This window comes from Micromonospora sp. NBC_01638 (assembly GCF_045209745.1).
Classification (GTDB): Bacteria; Actinomycetota; Actinomycetes; order Mycobacteriales; family Micromonosporaceae; genus Micromonospora.
The window spans coordinates 5,374,433-5,391,194 of record NZ_CP109273.1 but is presented as its reverse complement, the minus strand read 5'-3'; the positions used below and the strand labels follow the sequence as shown (position 1 = coordinate 5,391,194).

The following is a 16,762-nucleotide window of genomic DNA, read 5'->3' as shown; positions in this document are numbered from 1 at the left end:
CCGGGCCGGCGGGCAGAGTGGGGGCATGACGACCGACCTGCACGGGCCGCTCTCCGCGTACGCCGCGCGGCTGCACGCCACGATCGGCGACCGGCACCACGTCGCCTCCCCGCTCGGTGCCTGGCTGCTACTCGCGGTCTGCGCCGCGGCGACGCCCGAAGCCGACCCGGTGGCCTCGTCGCTGTCGAAAGCCCTGGGCGCGGAACTCGCCAGCGCGGCGAAGGCCGCCCGCGCCCTGCTGGACGCGCCGCATCCGCTGGTCGCGTCCGCCAGCGCGCTGTGGCACCGACCGGGTCAGGGCGACGGCGGAGCGGCGGATTGGCGGGCCGCGCTGCCCACGACGACCGACGTCGGCGTGCTGCCCGATCAGGCCGGGTTGGACGCCTGGGCGCGCGAACACACCCTCGGCCTGATCGAGACGTTCCCACTGCGGGTCGGGCCGGACGTGGTCTTCGCCCTGGCCAGCGCACTTGCCACCCGGGTCTCCTGGGCGACCCCGTTCGACGTCGCCGACGCCCGCGCGCTCGGCGTCGGCAGCCCGTGGGCACGCCGGCTACACCGAGCGCTGCGTAGCCCGAGCCATGGCCATCGGTGCGCCATCGTGTCCACCACGCAGGTCGGTGACGTGATCGTGCACGCCGCGCCGACCCAGACGACCGACGGTGCGGGGCTGGTGGTCCTCTCGGTGGCCGCCGCACCGCACGTGCCGCCGGCCGAGGTGCTGGCCGTCGCGTACGACCTCAGCCCGAGCGCGGCCAACGGCGCACCGCCGGCCGGCAGTCGCTCGCTGTTCGACCTGCCGCTCGGCGACGCTCCGCTGTGGACGCTGAGCGAGGAGCGGGTCCGGACCCGAGCCAGCGACGGCCGCGAAGAACGACACAGCGCCGTGCTCCCCTGCTGGTCGGCCCAGAGCGAGCACGACCTGACCGCTCCGGCGCTCGGCTTCCCGGCCGCGACGGCGGCGCTGGCAAGGGCGACGGGCCTGCCGGCGGAGGACTTCGAGGCGCGACAGGTGGCGATGGCCCGGTTCGGCCGGTACGGCTTCGAGGCAGCGGCAGTCACCGGCATGGTCGGGCTGACCAGCCTGCCACCGGAGGGCGTGGCCCGCACCGCCGAGTTGCGCTTTGGCCACCCGTACGCCGTGGTGGCCGTTGCCACCGACACCCGGGCCGACGGTGTCACCAGTCCGTGGCACGGGGTGCCGGTCTTCTCCGCCTGGGTCACCGAGCCGGATAAACTGCCCGAGGCCGACGCCTAACTCAGGTTCATGAAACTGGCGGTGCGGCCCCGCCTACGCCGTCGTGTGGCAGTCGCGCCACCATCTCCCGAAACTCCCGTACGGTCATCGCCTCCCGCAACGTGGCGAAGACGGCCCCGGTTCCGGCCCGGGCGGTGGCCTGGTCCACCCCGGCGCGCTGTCCCACGCGGCGAAGGAACTCCGCCGGGCCGGCGTCCGCCGGCGGTGGAGTCGCCGCGGTGCCACCGACCTCCAAGCCCACCCCGTTGTCCAGCCCGTCCACACCAGCGTCCAGGCCGACGACCCCGGCCGGGTCCAGGGCAGGACCGACGTAGCCGGCCCGATCCGGAGCAGGACCGACGTAACCGGTCGGATTCGGCGCCGGACCGCTCAGGTAGCCGTCGACCTGGTCCGGCAGCGGCCCGGCGAGGTCGACGGGCGCGCTGCCGGTCACTCGTTCGGCCATCGTCTGGAGCACGGCGCGGGCGAGTGCGGCGGCCTGCTCGTTCGGCAGGCCGGACCGCCGGGACACCGCGTCGATGAAGTACGGAAACCCGTCGCCGTCGGTCACGCTCGGCCGGTTACCCCCGGTCGGCGTCGGCAAACTGCGCCACGAGAGAGGCTCAGGGCGCGGGTTCGTCGGCCAGCAGGTCGAGCAGCAGCGCGGCGGTCCAGGCGAACGCCGGTGAGCCCAGCCCGGCGCCGGTGTCGGGGTGGAAGTACTCGTGGCAGCCGGCCCCGACCACCAGCCCGATCATCGAGCGGCGCAGCCCGGCGGCCAGCTCCGGATGCCCGTGCGTGAGCAGCCCGCGCCGGACCAGCCAGCCGATGTTCAGCCAGCTCGGCCCGCGCCAATAGCGCAACGGCTCGAAGTCGGGTGCGGTGCGGTCGTAGGTGGGCAAGGGCCGGTCCATTCGCCGGGCCACCCCGAAACGCGCCGACCGGGCCTCGACGACCAGCGCGGCGGCCGGTCGGGCCGGCAGGTCCGGCAGGATCAGCGGCGTCAGCCCGAGCACGGTACGGGCACTGACCAGCCGGTCGGTGCGCAGGTCGCGAGGCTGGAACGTGCCGGTGGTCGGGTCGTAGAGCCGTCGTACCAGTGCCTCGGTGGTCCGGGCCGCGCGGGCCTGGTGCGGCCCGGGGTCGTCGCCGAGGAGCGCGGCGATCTCGGCGAGCGCGTGTTCGGCAGCCCCGAACGCGGCGTTGAACAGCGGGCACTCCACCAGGAACGGATGGCCGCCGGCCAGGTCACGGTCGGAGTAGCCGTGGTCGCGGTAGGCGGCGACGATCGCCAGGTAGCGCGCGTAGTCCAGGTCCGTGGGGCGGTGCGCGGCAGCGGCGTGCCTGGTGTCATGCCGACGGTACGCGCGCATGACGGCAGCCTCGGCCGGGACCGCGGCCATCGGCTCGTCCCAGGCCGGGCTGTTGTCCAACCCGGACTCCCACGGGTGCACGATGCAGACCAGCCCGTCGCCGGCCACGTCCCGCCGGTCGGCCAGGTAGCGCTGCTGGGCGACCAGTGCGGGATAGAGCCGGCGAAGCGCTGCCCGGCCGGCCGGGTCGGGTGCCCGCCGGTACGCCAGCAACGCGGCGAGCGCGTGCACCGGCGGCTGGACCAGGCCGGAGGTGTCCACGGTGGGTGTGCCCTGGGCGTTCGCCGAGCGCCACAGCTCCGGCCCCGGGAAGTACGCGCCGACCCGCATCGCCGGGTTGAACACGATGTGCGGCACCCGTCCGTCGGCCCACTGCGCCCGGAACAGGCTCGCCAGCTCCCGCCAGGCTCGGTCGGGGCGGACCTGGGCCAGCCCGATCGCGATGAACGCGGAGTCCCAGCTCCACTGGTGCGGGTAGAGCGTGCGCGAGGGGACGGTATGGTCGTGCTCCCAGTTGGCGTCGAGCGTGTCGACCGCGAGTTGGCGCAGCCCAACCAGGTCGGCCGGTCCCCCGGTGCGGGCCGCAGCGGCGCCAGCGGTCATGCGGCGGCCCGCCGGGGCAGCGCGTGTCGCAGCACCGTGGCGGCCTGTTGCAGGGCCCGGACCGGGTCGCCGCGCAGCCGGCACTCCAGGGCCAGCCAGCCCCGGTAGTCCAGTTCGAGCAGGGTACGCACCAGCCCCGGCCAGTCCAGGTGCCCGGCACCCGGCTGGTACCGGTTGGAGTCGCTGACCTGCACGTGCCCGAGGTACGGCGCGGCGGCGCGTAGCGCGCGGTGCAGGTCGTCCTCCTCGATGTTCATGTGGAAGGTGTCAGCGACCACCCGGACGGAGGGCAGCCCGAGTGCGGCGCAGAGCGCGACCGCCTCGTCGAGACGGTTGACCATGTGGTCCTCGTAGCGGTTGAGGGGTTCCACGAAGAGGGTGACCCCCTCGGCCCTGGCGTGCTCTCCCAACTCGCCGAGAGCGTCGAGGAGCACCTGCCGGTCGCCGGCCGGGGGACGCGGCGGCTCGAACGGCGGTAGCCGCCGGGAGAACATCCCCCAGGCCGCCGGGGTCATCGCCCCGACGCCGCCCAGCTCGGCGATCACCGAGAGCTGGGAGCGCAGGTTGCGGACGGCGTCGGCGGACCGGGCGGGGTCGAAGTCACCGATGAAGTGGTCCATCTCGACGCAGACGGTGGGCATCACCACCCCGGCGGCGCGGGCGCGGCGCAGCTCGGGCAGGCGGTGGGCGAACGCGAGGTCGCCGCGTCCGCGTAGCTCGATGCCCTGGTAGCCGAGGGCTGCCGCGAGGGCGTACTTCTGGATCAGGTTGGCGCCCGGCAGGAGTTGTTCCTGGCAGGCCAGCGCGATGGTGGTCATGGAAACCTCAGCACCACTTGGAGGACGTCACCGGCGCCGCGGTCGAGCAGCGCGAGGGCGTCGGCGACCGCGCTGGCGTCGACGATGTGGCTGACCAGCGGCAATGGGTCGACGCTGTGGTCCGCCACCAGCTCCATGAAGGTCTGCGCCACCCGGTCCCCGGTCCACCGGCCGGCCATGCTCGGCGCGGGGGTGGGTCCGGAGACCTGGGCGGCCACCAACTGGATGCGGTTGTGGTGGAACTCCTCGCCGAGGCCGAGCGCGTCGGCCTGGCCCTGGTAGAAGCCGGCGGCCACGACCCGGCCGGCGTGTGCGGTGGACCGGATCGCCTCGTGCAGCGCCGGGTACGTGCCGGACAACTCCAGACAGACGTCCGCGCCTCGGCCGTCGGTGGCCCGACGCAGCACGGCGGCGGCGGATTCGGAGCCGGCGTCCACGGTGGATGCCGCGCCGTATCGGGTGGCGTGCTCCAGCCGGTCGGACACCCGGTCGACGGCCACCACGCGGGCACCGGAGAGCACGGCGAGTCGGGTGGCGAGCAGCCCGATGACGCCCTGCCCGAAGACACCGACCCAGTCGCCGAGGTGCAGGTCACCGGCGAGCACGGCGGTCAGCGCGATGGCGCCGGGCCGGGCGAAGACCGCGGCGAGCGGGTCCAGCCCGGTGGGCAGCGGACGGACCGCCTCGGCGGCGAGCACGGCCTCGGCCCGGTGCCCCCAGATGCCCCAGACGAGCTGCCCCGGGTGCCGGTCGGTGACCTCCGGCGCCACCTCGACGACCTCGCCGACCTCCTCGTAGCCGAAGCCGATCAGCGGGTAGGGCACCGGGGTCTGTCGGGGGACGAACATCCGGGCGGCGTCGTCCCAGTCCTTGCTGAGCCGGGGATTGCTGCCCCGGTAGAGGGTCAGCTCGGTGCCGGCCGAGATGCCCGAGTAGCAGGTGCGGACCCGGACCTGGCCGGGGCCGAGCGGATCCGGCGGGCAGGGCTCGAGGCTGATCCGTCGAGGCCCGGCGAGAGAGACAACCCAGTTGACCATGAGTCACATCCCGGTAGCACTGGGCTACAGGATAACAAAAAATCGCCATATGTCTTGTCATTGATCTATCGAAGGTGTTGAATCCGGCATGCACTCTTCGAGAGGAGGGTTCCGGATCGGCGAGAAGGGCTGAGCGGATCGGGCGTCACAGTCCGGAAAATTCGGGCTGTGACACCCCCCACAATCGCCTTCGTGTCCGTACCATCGGCACGTCCTTTTCTGGCACAGCTGAGGGAGCCGGTGCATGAGCCAGCCACGACGGAGCCGTCCGACCGAAACAGCGGGCGAGGATTACACCGACCGGCTGCAGCGCCTAGGTGGTGCCCGCTGGAAGCAGATGCTCGACGTGCAGGCGCCCTACCGGTGGAACCTACGCCGGCTCAATCTGGGCAACACCCTCGACGTCGGCTCCGGCCTGGGTCGCAACCTCGCCAACCTGGACGGCAACGGCGTCGGCGTGGACCACAACCCCACCTCGGTGGCGCACTCCCGGGCCGCCGGGCTCGAGGCGTACACGGTTGAGGAGTTCAAGGACAGCCCGCACGCCCGGCCGGGCGCGTTCGACTCGCTGCTCGCCGCGCACCTGCTGGAGCATCTGCCGGCCGAGGAAGCGTGCCAGGTCATCTCGTCCTACCTGCCGTACGTGCGTTCGGGTGGGCAGGCCGTGTTCATCACCCCGCAGGAGCGCGGGTATGCCAGCGACGCCTCGCACGTCCGGTTCGTCGGCTTCGCCGAGGCGGCGCAGACCTGCCAGGAGCTGGGCCTGACCGTGACCCGGCAGTTCTCGTTCCCGTTCGCCCGGCCGCTCGGGCGGGTCTTCACCTACAACGAGTTCATCACGGTGGCCCGGCTGCCCTGACCGCCGCCGTCCCGGGTCGCCTGCCGGGCCCCCACCCGCCCGGTTACGGTGGCCCCATGGCCAACCCGACCCGCTGGGCGACCGACACCGGTCCCGAGCACTCGCAGTGGTATATCGACCGGTTCCGGAAGCTCGCGGCGGAGGGCGCGGACCTGGCCGGCGAGGCCCGACTGGTGGACACCCTGGTCGCGCCCGGCTCACGGGTTCTCGACGCCGGCAGCGGGACCGGCCGGGTCGGTGCCGTGCTGGCCCAGCGTGGGCACACCGTGGTCGGGGTGGACGCCGACCCCGCGCTGGTGGCTGCCGCCCGCGCCGACTATCCCGGCCCGACGTGGCTGGTCGCCGACCTCGCCGAGCTGGACCTCCCGGCGATGGGTGAGGCGGAGCCGTTCGACGCGGCGGTGCTGGCCGGCAACGTCCTCACCTTCGTCGCCGTCGGCACCGAACCGGAGGTGCTGCGCCGGGTCGCCGCGCATTTGCGGCCCGACGGCGTGCTGGCCGTGGGCTTCGGCACCGAGCGCGGTTACCCGCTCACCGCGTTCGACGCCGACGCGGTGGCCGCCGGGCTGCGTGTGGAGCAGCGCTTCGCCACCTGGGACCTGCGCCCGTGGCGCGACGACGCCCCGTTCGCGGTCAGCATCTTGCGCCGGCCGGCCGACTGACAACCCGCGAAATCCCGGTCGGGCCGCGTCACCCTCAGTCGGGCGCGGCGACGGCCCGGGCGGCCGCCGGGTCCAGGGTGGCACCGGCGGGCACCAGGCTGACCAGCCCGGCCGGCAGCCGCAGCGGTCGCACATTGCGGTAGCCGAGCATCGCGAGCACCTCGGGGTCGGCCAGCACGAACCGTCGGCCCAGGTCGGTGACCACGGAGACCGCGCCGCCGGACGCCCCGGGCGCCGCGGCGGCCTCGACCACCGCGCCGCGACCCGGCTCCACCACCACATGGTCAGCCAGCACCGCCCCGCCGGTCGGCGCGGTCCGTGGCGCGGCCGTCAGGTCCCGCAGCGGTACGCCCCAGCGCACCTCACCAACCCCGCCGTCGTCGGCGACGCGGGTGCAGAGCGCCCCGTCGCGGCCCACCGCGAGCCGGGGCGGGGTCGGCGGCGGGGCGTTCGGGCCGGTCGGGGCGAGATCGGGCACCGTGGGCAGCGCGGCGAACCGGCCCAACGTCATCGACACCGGCTCACCCTGCCCGGTGCGAGCCAGCAACAGCCCCGCTTGCAGCTCGGTGATGCCGGCCAACCCGGCGTCGAGGGCCACCGCGTACTGTCGGCCGCCACCGGAATTGCTCACCAGGTAGACCGTGCCGATCGTCGCGCCCGGCACCCGCGTGGCGGGCCGGCCCAGCTCGGGCAGGGCGAGCGGGGCGAGGTCGGTGCCGGCGGGCAGCGAGTTGAGCAGGGCGGGCGCGACCGGCGCCGCCTGTGCCCGGGTGGTGGCGAGCGCCGCCAGCACCCTGCTGGGATCGCGGACGAGGTAGCGCCGTTGGTGCCAGACCAGGTGCAGCCCGCCGTCGGGGTGGCGCAGCAGCAACGCGTCGTCGCCCAGCGGCCGACCGCCGTCGGCCTCGGTGCCGATCAGCAGCGCGGAACGGGGGGCCTCGCCGCCCGCGCCGGCCGGGACCGTCGAGCAGACGGTCCAGGCCGCGGTGGCCAGCCGGCCGGGGGCGGGCAGCGAATCGGGCGCGTCGGCGATGCCCAGCGGCAGCCCGCGCGGCACACCGTCGATCGTGCGTCGGGAGACCAGCACGGTCTTCGACCTGTCCGCGCCGACGATGAGCAGCGCCGAGGCGTAGTTGAGCACCGGGTGCAGCTTCTGCTCGCGATAGACGAACCGGGCGCCGGACTCCTTCTCCACGATCACCGCGCCCGGGTCGCGCCACCCGTTGCCGCCACCGGCGAACAGGCCGTAGAGCGCCGAACCACCGAGCCCGATCGCCGCGACCAGGACGCTGGCCAGGCCGGCGCCGGCCAGTCGCCGAAACGGCGACTGCGCGGGATCGGTCTCCCGCATGACCAGGGCAGCGACCGCCCGCTGGATGCTGAACTGGTAGGAGTGCAGCTGGTCCTGCCGCGACGGCATGAGGTCCCTTCCGGTGGATCGGCCGGGCACAGAATATGCGTTGCGTCGATGTCCTGCGGACCCTGCGTGGCCGTCACGGGGCAACCGGTACCATCCGTGGACGAATCCGACGGCGAGAGGGCACCCGTGGGCGCGCGTTTCGAAGAGCTGGCCTGGCGGGAGACCCCGATCGGCGCAATCAGCCTGCGTCGGCGCCGGGATCCGGCGCTCCAGGTCGAGGTGTACGAGGTCAAGCTCGGCGACGAGTACCTGATGTCCAGCCTCTTTCCGGTCGCGGAGATCGAGCTGGCCCGGCTCGGTCTCGCCGAGGTGGCCGGTGGCTCGCTCGACGTGGTGGTCGGCGGTCTCGGGCTGGGATACACCGCCTGCGCGGTGCTGGGTGACCCGCGGGTGCGTTCGCTGCTGGTGGTGGAGGCCATCGAGGACGTGATCAACTGGCACCGGCAAGGGCTGCTGCCGTTCGCGGCGGGGCTCGCCGAGGACCCGCGGACCCGGTTCGTGCAGGCCGACTTCTTCGCGGCGGTGGCCGGTGACACCGGCTTCGACACCGAGGTGCCCGGCCGGCGGTTCGACGCCGTGCTGCTCGACGTCGACCATTCCCCGCGCAACGTCCTGCACCCGAGCCACGCGGCGTTCTACCCGCCGGCCGGGTTGCGCCGGCTGGCCGCCCTGCTACGCCCGGAGGGAGTCTTCGCGCTCTGGTCGGACGACCCGCCAGACACCGAGTTCACCACAGCGCTCACCGAGGTGTTCGCGAGCGTACGGGCGCACGTCGTGCCGTTCGCCAACCCGCTCACCGGCGGCGAGTCCGCCAACACCGTCTACGTGGCACGCGCCGCGGGCTGAGTGGCGCCGGCCCCGCCGTTCAGTCGAGCGCGACTGGCTTCTCACGTCGCGGGCATGGTGGCGGCCGAATCGGGAAGGTGGCACGGGGGGTCGCCGCTGCGAGCGCGACCGGTTACCGGAGGTGGACATGCGTGCACTGCTCTGGGTCGTCGGCGTCGTCGCCGGTGTGCTGATCCTGCTCGGGCTGTTCCTTGAGGCGGTCCGCTGGCTGATCATCATCGGTCTGATCGCGCTGGTCATCGTGATCATCTTGGGCATGGTCAAGGGACGGCAGGCCGTGAACCACCAGACCCGCCGACGGTGACGCCGCTCAGAACCAGTCCGCGCGCATGTCGAGGGTCGTCCGGTCCCGGCTGTCCAACAGGTCGAACTGCGGACCGGTCCGGGGCAACTCGACCGTGAAGAAGTAGCGTGCGGCCTGCCGCTTGCCGGCGTGGAAGGCGTCGCCGGCCCCCTCCGGCGGCAGCGCCAGCACCTGCTCCAGCCACATCCACGCGATCACCACGTGCCCGACGGCCTCCAGATAGGCGGTGGCGTTGGCCAGCGCGAGCACCGGGTCCCCGTCGGCCCAGAGCCGACGGGTGACCGGGGTTACCCGGTCCACCGCGCCGGCCAGCCGGCCCGCCAGACCAGCCGCCTCGCCTCCGACCTTCCGGGCCCGCTCGATCGTGTCCCCGATCGTCGCGGTCAGCAGGGCGAGACCCGCACCGCCCTGCATGGTCATCTTGCGCCCGAGCAGATCCAGCGCCTGGATGCCGTGGGTGCCCTCGTGGATCGGGTTGAGCCGGTTGTCCCGGTAGTGCTGCTCCACGTCGTGGTCACGGGTGTAGCCGGCACCACCGAGCACCTGGATCGCCAGATCGTTGGCGGTGAGGCACCACTGCGACGGCCAACTCTTGGTGATCGGGGTGAGCACATCCAGCAGCAGGTGCGCGCGCTCGCGGTCGGCGTCAGCGGGCGCGGTCTTCTGTTCGTCGAGCAGCCGCGCGCAGTAGAGCACCAGCGCCAGCGCCCCCTCCACGTAGCTCTTTTGTGCCAGCAGCATCCGCCGTACGTCGGGATGGTCGATGATCGGCACCTGCGCGGCGGCCGGGTCCTTCGCGCCGACCGGACGGCCCTGCGGCCTCTCCTTGGCGTACGCCAGGCTCTTGAGATAGCCGGTGTAACCCAGCGCGGTGGCGCCTGCCCCGACCCCGATCCGCGCCTCGTTCATCATGTGGAACATCTGCGCCAGACCCTGATGCGGCGCGCCGACCAGGTGGCCGACCGCACCGGCGCGGCCGCCCGGCGTGTGCCCGCCGTCGCCGAAGCTGAGCAGCGTGTTGGTGGTGCCCCGGAAGCCCATCTTGTGGTTGAGCCCGGCCAACACCACGTCGTTGCGGTCACCGAGCGACCCGTCCGCGCCGACCAGCACCTTCGGCACGATGAACAGCGAGATGCCCTTCACCCCGGGCGGACCGCCGGAAATCCGGGCCAGCACCAGGTGGACGATGTTCTCGGCCAACTCATGGTCGCCACCAGAGATCCACATCTTGGTGCCGAAGAGCCGGTACGTGCCGTCCTGCTGGGGTTCGGCGCGGGTGGTGATGTCAGCCAGTGAGCTGCCGGCGTGCGGCTCGGACAGGCACATGGTGCCGAAGAACCGGCCGTCCAGCATGGGCCGGACGTAGGTGTCCACCTGCTCGGCGCTTCCGTGCGTCAACAGAAGGTTGGCGTTGCCCAGGGTGAGGAACGGGTACGCCGAGGTGGCCACGTTGGCGGCCTGGAACCAGGTGAAGCAGGCCGCCGTGACCGCGTGCGGCAGTTGCAGGCCGCCGACCGTGGCGTCCAGCCCGGCGGTGAGCAGGCCCGTCTCGGCGAAGCTGTCCAGCGCCGCGCGGACCTGCGGGATCAGCCGCACCCGCTGCCCGTCGAAGGTCGGCTCGGCGAGGTCCGCAGCGCGGTTGTGCGGGGCGAACTGCTCGGTGGCCACCCGCTCGGCGAGGTCCAGCGCGTCGTCGAAGGTTTCCCGGGAGTGCTCGGCGTAGCGGGGACGCTCGACGAGTTGGGACACCCGCAGCCAGTCGTGCAGCAGGAAATCGAGGTCGCGGCGGGAGAGCAGGGTGGACGGCACGGCACTCCTCAGCGGGCACGGGGTGGATCGGGCCAGGACGACGGCCCGAGGTCGCCCCCGGCCCATCCTGGCGGATCGACAGGGCGCGCACCACCGGCCCGGGCGCCGTTCGACGAGCGGAACTTGTCACACCGGCCGGCTAGGGTCGCTGTCCGTGACCGAACCCGGAGACGTCCCGCCCGAGGTCCTCGACCGGCTGCGGCCGATCTGCCTCGGGCTGCCGGAGACCTACGAGGAGCCCGCCTGGGTGGGCACGCGCTGGCGGATCCGCAAGCGGACCTTCGCCCACGTGCTCACCGTCGACCCCGACCGACAGGTGGCCCACGCCCGGGCCGCCGAGGTCGACGAGCCCGCCTGCCTGCTGATCTTCCGGTCGCCACCCGATGAGATCGCCGGGCTCCTGGGCAGTGGGCACCCCTTCTACAAACCACAGTGGGGCCCGAACGTGATGGGCATGGTCCTGGACGCGGACACCGACTGGGAGGAGGTCGACGAGCTGCTCACCGAGAGCTATCGCATGCTGGCCCCGAAGCGGCTCGCCGCCCTGGTCGGCCCTCCGGCCCCGCCGCTCGACTGACGCTGCCCACCGAGAAGGATCCCCGGCTGGCCTGGGTGGACGCGATGTCGACCACCCGTGTCGCAGGGCGGCGCTAGGGTCCCGGGCCATGGTTGATTTCGTACTGGTGGCGGGGGCGTGGCTTGGGTCGTGGGCATGGGACGAGGTGGTGCCGCCACTGCGGGCGGCCGGCCACGGCACCCATCCACTGACCCTCTCCGGCCTCGCCGACAAGCAGGGCGTGCCCGCTGGGCAGCAGACCCACGTGCGGGACATCGTCGACGAGATCGAGCGCCGCGACCTGCGCGACGTGGTGCTGGTCGGGCACAGCTACTCGGGCATCCCGGTGGGTCAGGCCGCCGAGCGGATCGGCAACCGGTTGACCCGGGTGGTCTTCGTCGACTCGGAGGTGCCGGTCGACGGCGGTTCGTTCGCCTCCGGTTGGTGGCAGGGCCCGGCGGCGCTGGAGTCGTTGATCGCGGACAACGGCGGCTACTGGCCGCCGCCGCCCGGCGCGGCCGACCTCGACGGCCAAGGGCTCACCGATGAGCAGGTGACACGGTTCATCGAGAACTCCACTCCGCACCCGGGCGCCACGCTGACCGAGCCGGCGGTGTTGACCCGCCCACTGGGTGAGCTTCCGACGACGTACATCAAGTGCCTGCTCGACGGGCCGGAGCCCAACGACACCGTGGCCAAGTTGCTGACCAGCGACCACTGGCGACTGCTCACGATGGCCACCGGCCACTGGCCGATGTTCTCCCAGCCCGCCGAGCTGGCCCGGCTGCTGGTCGCGGAAACCACCTGACCTGCACCCCGGGTGGGTGTCGGTCGGTCCCGGGCCGGCGATGTGCTGGACTGCCGTCGGGGCCACGCCGCGCGGTCAGTCCGATGAGTGTGATGCCTCTGAGTCATCAATATGCCGCTGAGGCATCACACTCATCGAGGTGAGCGCCGCCCGCGGTGTCGGGTCAAGCCCCGCCCGCGGCGGTCTGCTCAAGCGCCACCGTGCCATCAGGCCACCGGGTCGTCGAGGGTCCTGATGTGGCGCACCGGCGACGCGAGCAACCAGAACACGGCGAGCACGCCACCCAGACCGGCGACGACCAGCGTGGGCCGCAGCCCGATGGTGGCGCCCAACGCACCACCGACCAACGCGCCGAGCGGTCGGATGCCGTAGTTGACGGCGCTGTACGCCCCGGCGCGGCGGCCCCGCGCGTCGTCGGGCGTCACGGCGGTGATGAGGGCATTCAGGTTGACGTCCATCAGCATCACCCCGACGCTGGAGACCAGCTCGATGGCCGCCAGCATGGCAACCTTCGTCCAGGTGGGTCCGGACACCAGCGCGGTCAGCGCCAGCGGGGCGGGAAAGAGCACCACGCCGATCATGGCGGTACGGCCCAGCCCGATGGCGCGCGAGATCCGTGGGGCCAGCGCCGCGCCGGCCAGGCCGCCGAGCGCGCCGAAGCCGAAGGCGATGCCGATCGCGCCAGCTGACAGGTCGAGTTCACGGCTGGCGTAGAGCACCAGCAGTGCAGCGGAGATGAAGGTGAAGAAGTTGACCGTGCTGGTGCAGCCGAGGGCGGCACGCAGCACCGGGTGCCGCAGCACCAGCACCAGGCCCTCGCGGACCATCCCGAGAGTGGACGACCGACGCGGCGGCGGAGGCGACTCGGTGACCGGAATGCGACCGAGCAGCAGCGCGGAGCCGAGGAACGACACCGCGTCGACGACGATCGCGAGCGGCGCGCTGAGCGCTTGGACGAGCCCACCGCCGACGGCCGGGCCGGCGATGAACGAGAGGGATCTGCTCATGCTCAGCTTGCTGGTCGCGTCCACGTATGCCGATCGCGGCACCAGGGCCACGAAGAAGGCCTGACGCGCCATGGCGAACAGCACCGCCCCGGCGCCGGTGAGCAGTGCCACCAGGTAGAGCTGGGTGAGGGTGATCGCGTCGAACAGGTAGGCCACCGGCAGGCTGAACAGCACCGCCGCGCGGATCAGGTCGGCGATGATCAGGAGCCGCCGCTTGTGGGTGCGCTGGTCCACCCACGCACCCAGGAACAGGCCCAGCAGGTTGGGCAGCCAGATCAACGCGGTAAGGACGCTGACCTGCACGGGCGTCGCGGCGAGCAGGGAGACGGCGATCAGTGGCAGGGCCAGCTCGCTGATCCGGTCGCCGAACTGGGAGATCGTCTCGCCGATCCAGAAGGTGCGGAACCGCCGGTCGCGGTGCACGGCCGGCGGGGGCACGGTGGCGGTGACGGTCATGACGCGGCCGGGTCGTCGCCAGTCTCGGGCAGGAGGTAGCGCAACATCCGGACGACCCGCGCGCCGTCCGGAGGGGACTCCTCCTTACGCCGCACGTACGGAGCGATCAGCTCTTCAATCGACTCCTCCAGCTGCCGCAACTCGTCGGCGGTGGCCACGAATCGGGTGTCGGCCATGCCGGCCAACGCACGCCACTCGTCGTCCAGTCGGGGCTCCTCGTGCAGCAGCCACTGCTGCGGAGCCTCGGCGTTCCGGGCGAACATCTCGCCGCGCAGCTGCTGGCTGGCGGACTGCCCCTCGGCGCCGTCGGGCATCGTGAAGCGGAAGCCTCGGGCTGCCGCCTGCCACCAGCGTTCCCGCTTGCTGGTGGCACCGTCCCAGTCGATGACCAGGCCGAACGTCGCGAGGTGCCGCAGGTGCCAGCTGACCACCGACGGTGTGGCGCCGACGTGCGGCGAGAGCCCGGTGGCGGTCGCCGGGCCGTGCCGCTGAAGGTGCTCGAGGATCGCCAGCCGGACCGGATGGGCCAGTGCCCGCAGCGCCTGCGGCTCGGTGATCTCGAAATCCCCGTACGGATTCTTGAGAGACATGTTTCGAGAGTAGGCTCTCAGATCGGACCCGGGCAACCCCGAACCGCGGTGGGGTGCCGTAATGATCAGCCGATGCCCAACCGCGCCAACGGCTCGACCAGCTCACGCTCCTCGTAGCTGAGGTGCGACAGCAGGGCGTCGGTCAGCAGATCCACCGCGGCCCGCAGCTCGGCGAGGCCGTCCGGAGACCCGACATACGCGACCAGGGCCCGGTCGACACCCTCCAACACGTCGTGGATGACGTGATGCTCCTGCTCCAGCCGATCGACAACCGGGCCGAGTCGGGGGTCACGCGCACGTAGCCGGGGGAAGAGCGACTGGTCCTCGATCGTGTGGTGGGTGGTGACGATGCGGCAGTACGACTCGCAGTAGACGCCGAGCGTCCACCGGTTCTGCCGCATGGTCATGGTGTTGATGTGGGAGCGGGCCACGCCGGCGTCGATCTCGCCGGCCGCCACCTGCTCGATCAGGTCGTGAATCTGGGCCAGCTCGGCGCGCAGGCCGTCGTGGATCTGCACCAGGTGCTGCCCGGTGGCCTGCTCGTGCGGGGTGTAGGTGCGGTTCGGGTCGGGCACCGGCCCGGTCGGCCGGGTCGACTCGTCCCAGACGTCCTGGTCGCTGCGCCGCACGCCGTCGTCGGGGGTCGGCACCACGGCGAAAGCGCCGCCGGTCACGGTCGCGCGGCTCGGTCGCACTGGCGGCGCAGCCACCGGCTCCGGTGCCGACTCACGCTCCGGTGCCGCCCCGCGGTCGCGCTCGGCCGCCACCAGCTCGCGGACTGCGGGGGCCACCTCGCCGGCGAACCGCCGCAGGTCGTCGGGGTCGTCGCTGGCGAGGATGAAGGTGCTGACGCCCTCCCCCAGCGCCAGCTCGACCAGCTCCTGCACCCACTGCTCGGCGGGCCCGTTCAGCGGGCCACTCCCGACGGCCGAGAACTGGCCGGAGATGTTGAGCAGCCGGCGCACGTCCCGGGGTGAGCGCCCGGCCTGCTGGGCGGCCTCATCGATGGTCGCGTTGCCCTTGGCCAGGTCACTGGGCTGGAGGTAGCCCAGTGAGGGCAACCAGCCGTCGGCCCGACGACCGGTGAGCTGGAGCATCCGAGGCTTGTACGCGCCCAGCCAGATCGGCACCGCGTGTGCCGGAGCCGGGCCGCGCTTGGCGCCCACCACCCGGTAGAACTCGCCGTCGACACGAACTCCGCCGCGCGCCTCGGCGTCCCAGAGCTGACGGATGATCTCGATGGCCTCCTCCAGCGCTCGTACGCCCTGCCCGGGGGTCAACCGCCGACCACCCATCGCCTCGATGGCATCCCAGAACGCTCCCGCGCCGAGGCCGAGGCTGACCCGGCCACCGCTGAGCAGGTCCAGGCTGGCCACGCTGCGGGCAAGCACCGCCGGCGGGCGCAGCGGCAGGTTCGTCACGTTCGCCGCCACGTGCACTCGGCTGGTCCGGGCCGCGACGAAGCTCAGCAGCGTCCAGGTGTCGAGGAATGCGGGCTGGTACGGGTGGTCCTGGAAGGTGACCAGGTCCAGCCCGACCTGCTCGGCCAGGACGGCGACGCCGACCGTGCGGTCCGGATTGCCACCGCTGGGGGTGACGAAGGAGCCGAAGACCAGGTCGTGGCCGTAGTCGCTCATCTGCGAGCCTCCCGATTCACGCGACGCCTCTGGCGATGCGTCATAGCCTCAACCTTATGCCATACAGAACATCTGCTGCCGACAAGGTCTGTGGCGCTGCGCTATTGTCGACGCATGACGGGTGCCACTGACACGCGGGACCGGCCCGATCCGCTCGACGACGACCTGGGCTGGATGCTCGGTGTCGTCTTCCGTGGCTACGTCCGGGCGGCCGAGCACGCCCTCACCGACTTCCCCGGCGGCCCCCGCGGCTACCAGTTGCTCACCGCAGCGATCAACGGGCCAGCCCGAAACCAGGGTGCGATCGCCGAGGAGCTCGGCATCGACCGCACCGTCCTCACGTACCTGATCGACGACCTGGAACGGCCCGGGTTCGTCGCCCGTCGGGCGGACCCGGCCGACCGGCGCAGCCGGCTGGTGGACGTCACCGAGGTCGGCCGCGCGGCCTGGGAGCAGCGGCGGTTGGCGCTGCGGCAGGTCGAGTCACACCTGCTGGGCGCGCTCGCGCCGGCCGAGTCGGCGACGCTGCGGGCGCTGCTCCAGCAGGTCGCCTGCTCGGCTCAGGCGGTGGACCCGCTGCGCGACCTCTGCGAGGTTGTCGCGCAGGTGCGGCCCGACCCGACCACCCCTGCCCCGAACCGATCGGGGGCAGCGCCCGCGCCGGACCGGCGAGCACCCGCCACCCGAGACCGCCACCGCGGCACCGACTGATCGCGGTCGGCACGGATCATCGATCTTGG

The 16,762-nt window shown here is 72.5% G+C and carries 17 protein-coding genes; 8 read left to right on the top strand and 9 right to left on the bottom strand.

The annotated features are described in order from the left end of the window. Nucleotides 1-25 precede the first annotated feature (25 nt). Complete coding sequence (locus OG811_RS25085; protein ID WP_406069190.1) at nucleotides 26-1,258, top strand: hypothetical protein; 1,233 nt, start codon at nucleotides 26-28, stop codon at nucleotides 1,256-1,258. Between the two features lie 7 nt (nucleotides 1,259-1,265). On the opposite strand, the gene OG811_RS25080 is transcribed toward OG811_RS25085, so the two are convergent. The 4 genes from OG811_RS25080 to OG811_RS25065 are packed head-to-tail and all read right to left on the bottom strand — an operon-like array spanning nucleotide 1,266 to nucleotide 5,068. Then, the gene (locus OG811_RS25080; protein ID WP_406069189.1) at nucleotides 1,266-1,808 is read right to left on the bottom strand and encodes a DUF2267 domain-containing protein; all 543 of its coding nucleotides are present in this window, start codon (nucleotides 1,806-1,808) and stop codon (nucleotides 1,266-1,268) included. 52 nt (nucleotides 1,809-1,860) lie between these two features. Further along, on the bottom strand, nucleotides 1,861-3,213 hold the full coding sequence (locus OG811_RS25075) for an MGH1-like glycoside hydrolase domain-containing protein (protein ID WP_406069188.1): 1,353 nt from the start codon (nucleotides 3,211-3,213) through the stop codon (nucleotides 1,861-1,863). Continuing rightward, nucleotides 3,210-4,031, bottom strand: a complete 822-nt coding sequence (locus OG811_RS25070) for a TIM barrel protein (protein ID WP_406069187.1) — start codon at nucleotides 4,029-4,031, stop codon at nucleotides 3,210-3,212. Before OG811_RS25070 ends, OG811_RS25075 begins: the two co-directional genes overlap by 4 nt. Next, the gene (locus tag OG811_RS25065) at nucleotides 4,028-5,068 is read right to left on the bottom strand and encodes a zinc-binding alcohol dehydrogenase (RefSeq protein WP_406069185.1); all 1,041 of its coding nucleotides are present in this window, start codon (nucleotides 5,066-5,068) and stop codon (nucleotides 4,028-4,030) included. Before OG811_RS25065 ends, OG811_RS25070 begins: the two co-directional genes overlap by 4 nt. Before the next feature lie 244 nt (nucleotides 5,069-5,312). On the opposite strand from OG811_RS25065, the gene OG811_RS25060 reads away from it, so the two are divergent. Next, nucleotides 5,313-5,927, top strand: a complete 615-nt coding sequence (locus tag OG811_RS25060) for a methyltransferase domain-containing protein (protein ID WP_406069183.1) — start codon at nucleotides 5,313-5,315, stop codon at nucleotides 5,925-5,927. Between the two features lie 56 nt (nucleotides 5,928-5,983). Continuing rightward, the gene (locus OG811_RS25055) at nucleotides 5,984-6,589 is read left to right on the top strand and encodes a class I SAM-dependent methyltransferase (RefSeq protein WP_406069182.1); all 606 of its coding nucleotides are present in this window, start codon (nucleotides 5,984-5,986) and stop codon (nucleotides 6,587-6,589) included. A 34-nt stretch (nucleotides 6,590-6,623) separates the two neighbouring features. On the opposite strand, the gene eccB is transcribed toward OG811_RS25055, so the two are convergent. Further along, on the bottom strand, nucleotides 6,624-8,009 hold the full coding sequence (eccB, locus tag OG811_RS25050; protein ID WP_406069180.1) for a type VII secretion protein EccB: 1,386 nt from the start codon (nucleotides 8,007-8,009) through the stop codon (nucleotides 6,624-6,626). Between the two features lie 126 nt (nucleotides 8,010-8,135). Here eccB and OG811_RS25045 point away from each other — a divergent pair, with 126 nt between their 5' ends. After that, nucleotides 8,136-8,855 (top strand): spermidine synthase, encoded by a 720-nt coding sequence (locus OG811_RS25045; protein ID WP_406069178.1) that lies wholly within the window; start codon nucleotides 8,136-8,138, stop codon nucleotides 8,853-8,855. Nucleotides 8,856-8,982: 127 nt separating this feature from the next. Then, the gene (locus tag OG811_RS25040) at nucleotides 8,983-9,159 is read left to right on the top strand and encodes a hypothetical protein (RefSeq protein ID WP_406069177.1); all 177 of its coding nucleotides are present in this window, start codon (nucleotides 8,983-8,985) and stop codon (nucleotides 9,157-9,159) included. 6 nt (nucleotides 9,160-9,165) lie between these two features. Here OG811_RS25040 and OG811_RS25035 read toward each other — a convergent pair whose 3' ends face one another. Continuing rightward, nucleotides 9,166-10,968 carry an acyl-CoA dehydrogenase gene (locus tag OG811_RS25035; protein ID WP_406069175.1) on the bottom strand — a complete coding sequence of 601 codons (1,803 nt, stop codon included), beginning with the start codon at nucleotides 10,966-10,968 and terminating at the stop codon, nucleotides 9,166-9,168. Nucleotides 10,969-11,122: 154 nt separating this feature from the next. On the opposite strand from OG811_RS25035, the gene OG811_RS25030 reads away from it, so the two are divergent. Both OG811_RS25030 and OG811_RS25025 read left to right on the top strand, forming a co-directional pair. Beyond that, nucleotides 11,123-11,545 (top strand): MmcQ/YjbR family DNA-binding protein, encoded by a 423-nt coding sequence (locus tag OG811_RS25030; protein WP_406069173.1) that lies wholly within the window; start codon nucleotides 11,123-11,125, stop codon nucleotides 11,543-11,545. A gap of 88 nt (nucleotides 11,546-11,633) precedes the next feature. After that, a complete protein-coding gene (locus OG811_RS25025) occupies nucleotides 11,634-12,332 on the top strand; it encodes an alpha/beta fold hydrolase (protein WP_406069171.1) in 699 nt (232 codons plus the stop codon). Nucleotides 12,333-12,538: 206 nt separating this feature from the next. Here OG811_RS25025 and OG811_RS25020 read toward each other — a convergent pair whose 3' ends face one another. The 3 genes from OG811_RS25020 to OG811_RS25010 all read right to left on the bottom strand — a co-directional run bounded on the left by OG811_RS25020 (nucleotide 12,539) and on the right by OG811_RS25010 (nucleotide 16,022). Further along, nucleotides 12,539-13,795 carry an MFS transporter gene (locus OG811_RS25020; protein ID WP_406069169.1) on the bottom strand — a complete coding sequence of 419 codons (1,257 nt, stop codon included), beginning with the start codon at nucleotides 13,793-13,795 and terminating at the stop codon, nucleotides 12,539-12,541. Next, nucleotides 13,792-14,385 (bottom strand): ArsR/SmtB family transcription factor, encoded by a 594-nt coding sequence (locus tag OG811_RS25015; protein ID WP_406069167.1) that lies wholly within the window; start codon nucleotides 14,383-14,385, stop codon nucleotides 13,792-13,794. The genes OG811_RS25020 and OG811_RS25015 overlap by 4 nt, the downstream gene beginning before the upstream one ends. 65 nt (nucleotides 14,386-14,450) lie before the next feature. Further along, the gene (locus tag OG811_RS25010) at nucleotides 14,451-16,022 is read right to left on the bottom strand and encodes an LLM class flavin-dependent oxidoreductase (RefSeq protein ID WP_406069165.1); all 1,572 of its coding nucleotides are present in this window, start codon (nucleotides 16,020-16,022) and stop codon (nucleotides 14,451-14,453) included. 114 nt (nucleotides 16,023-16,136) lie between these two features. Here OG811_RS25010 and OG811_RS25005 point away from each other — a divergent pair, with 114 nt between their 5' ends. Then, nucleotides 16,137-16,733, top strand: a complete 597-nt coding sequence (locus OG811_RS25005) for a MarR family winged helix-turn-helix transcriptional regulator (protein WP_406069163.1) — start codon at nucleotides 16,137-16,139, stop codon at nucleotides 16,731-16,733. The last annotated feature ends 29 nt before the right edge of the window (nucleotides 16,734-16,762 follow it).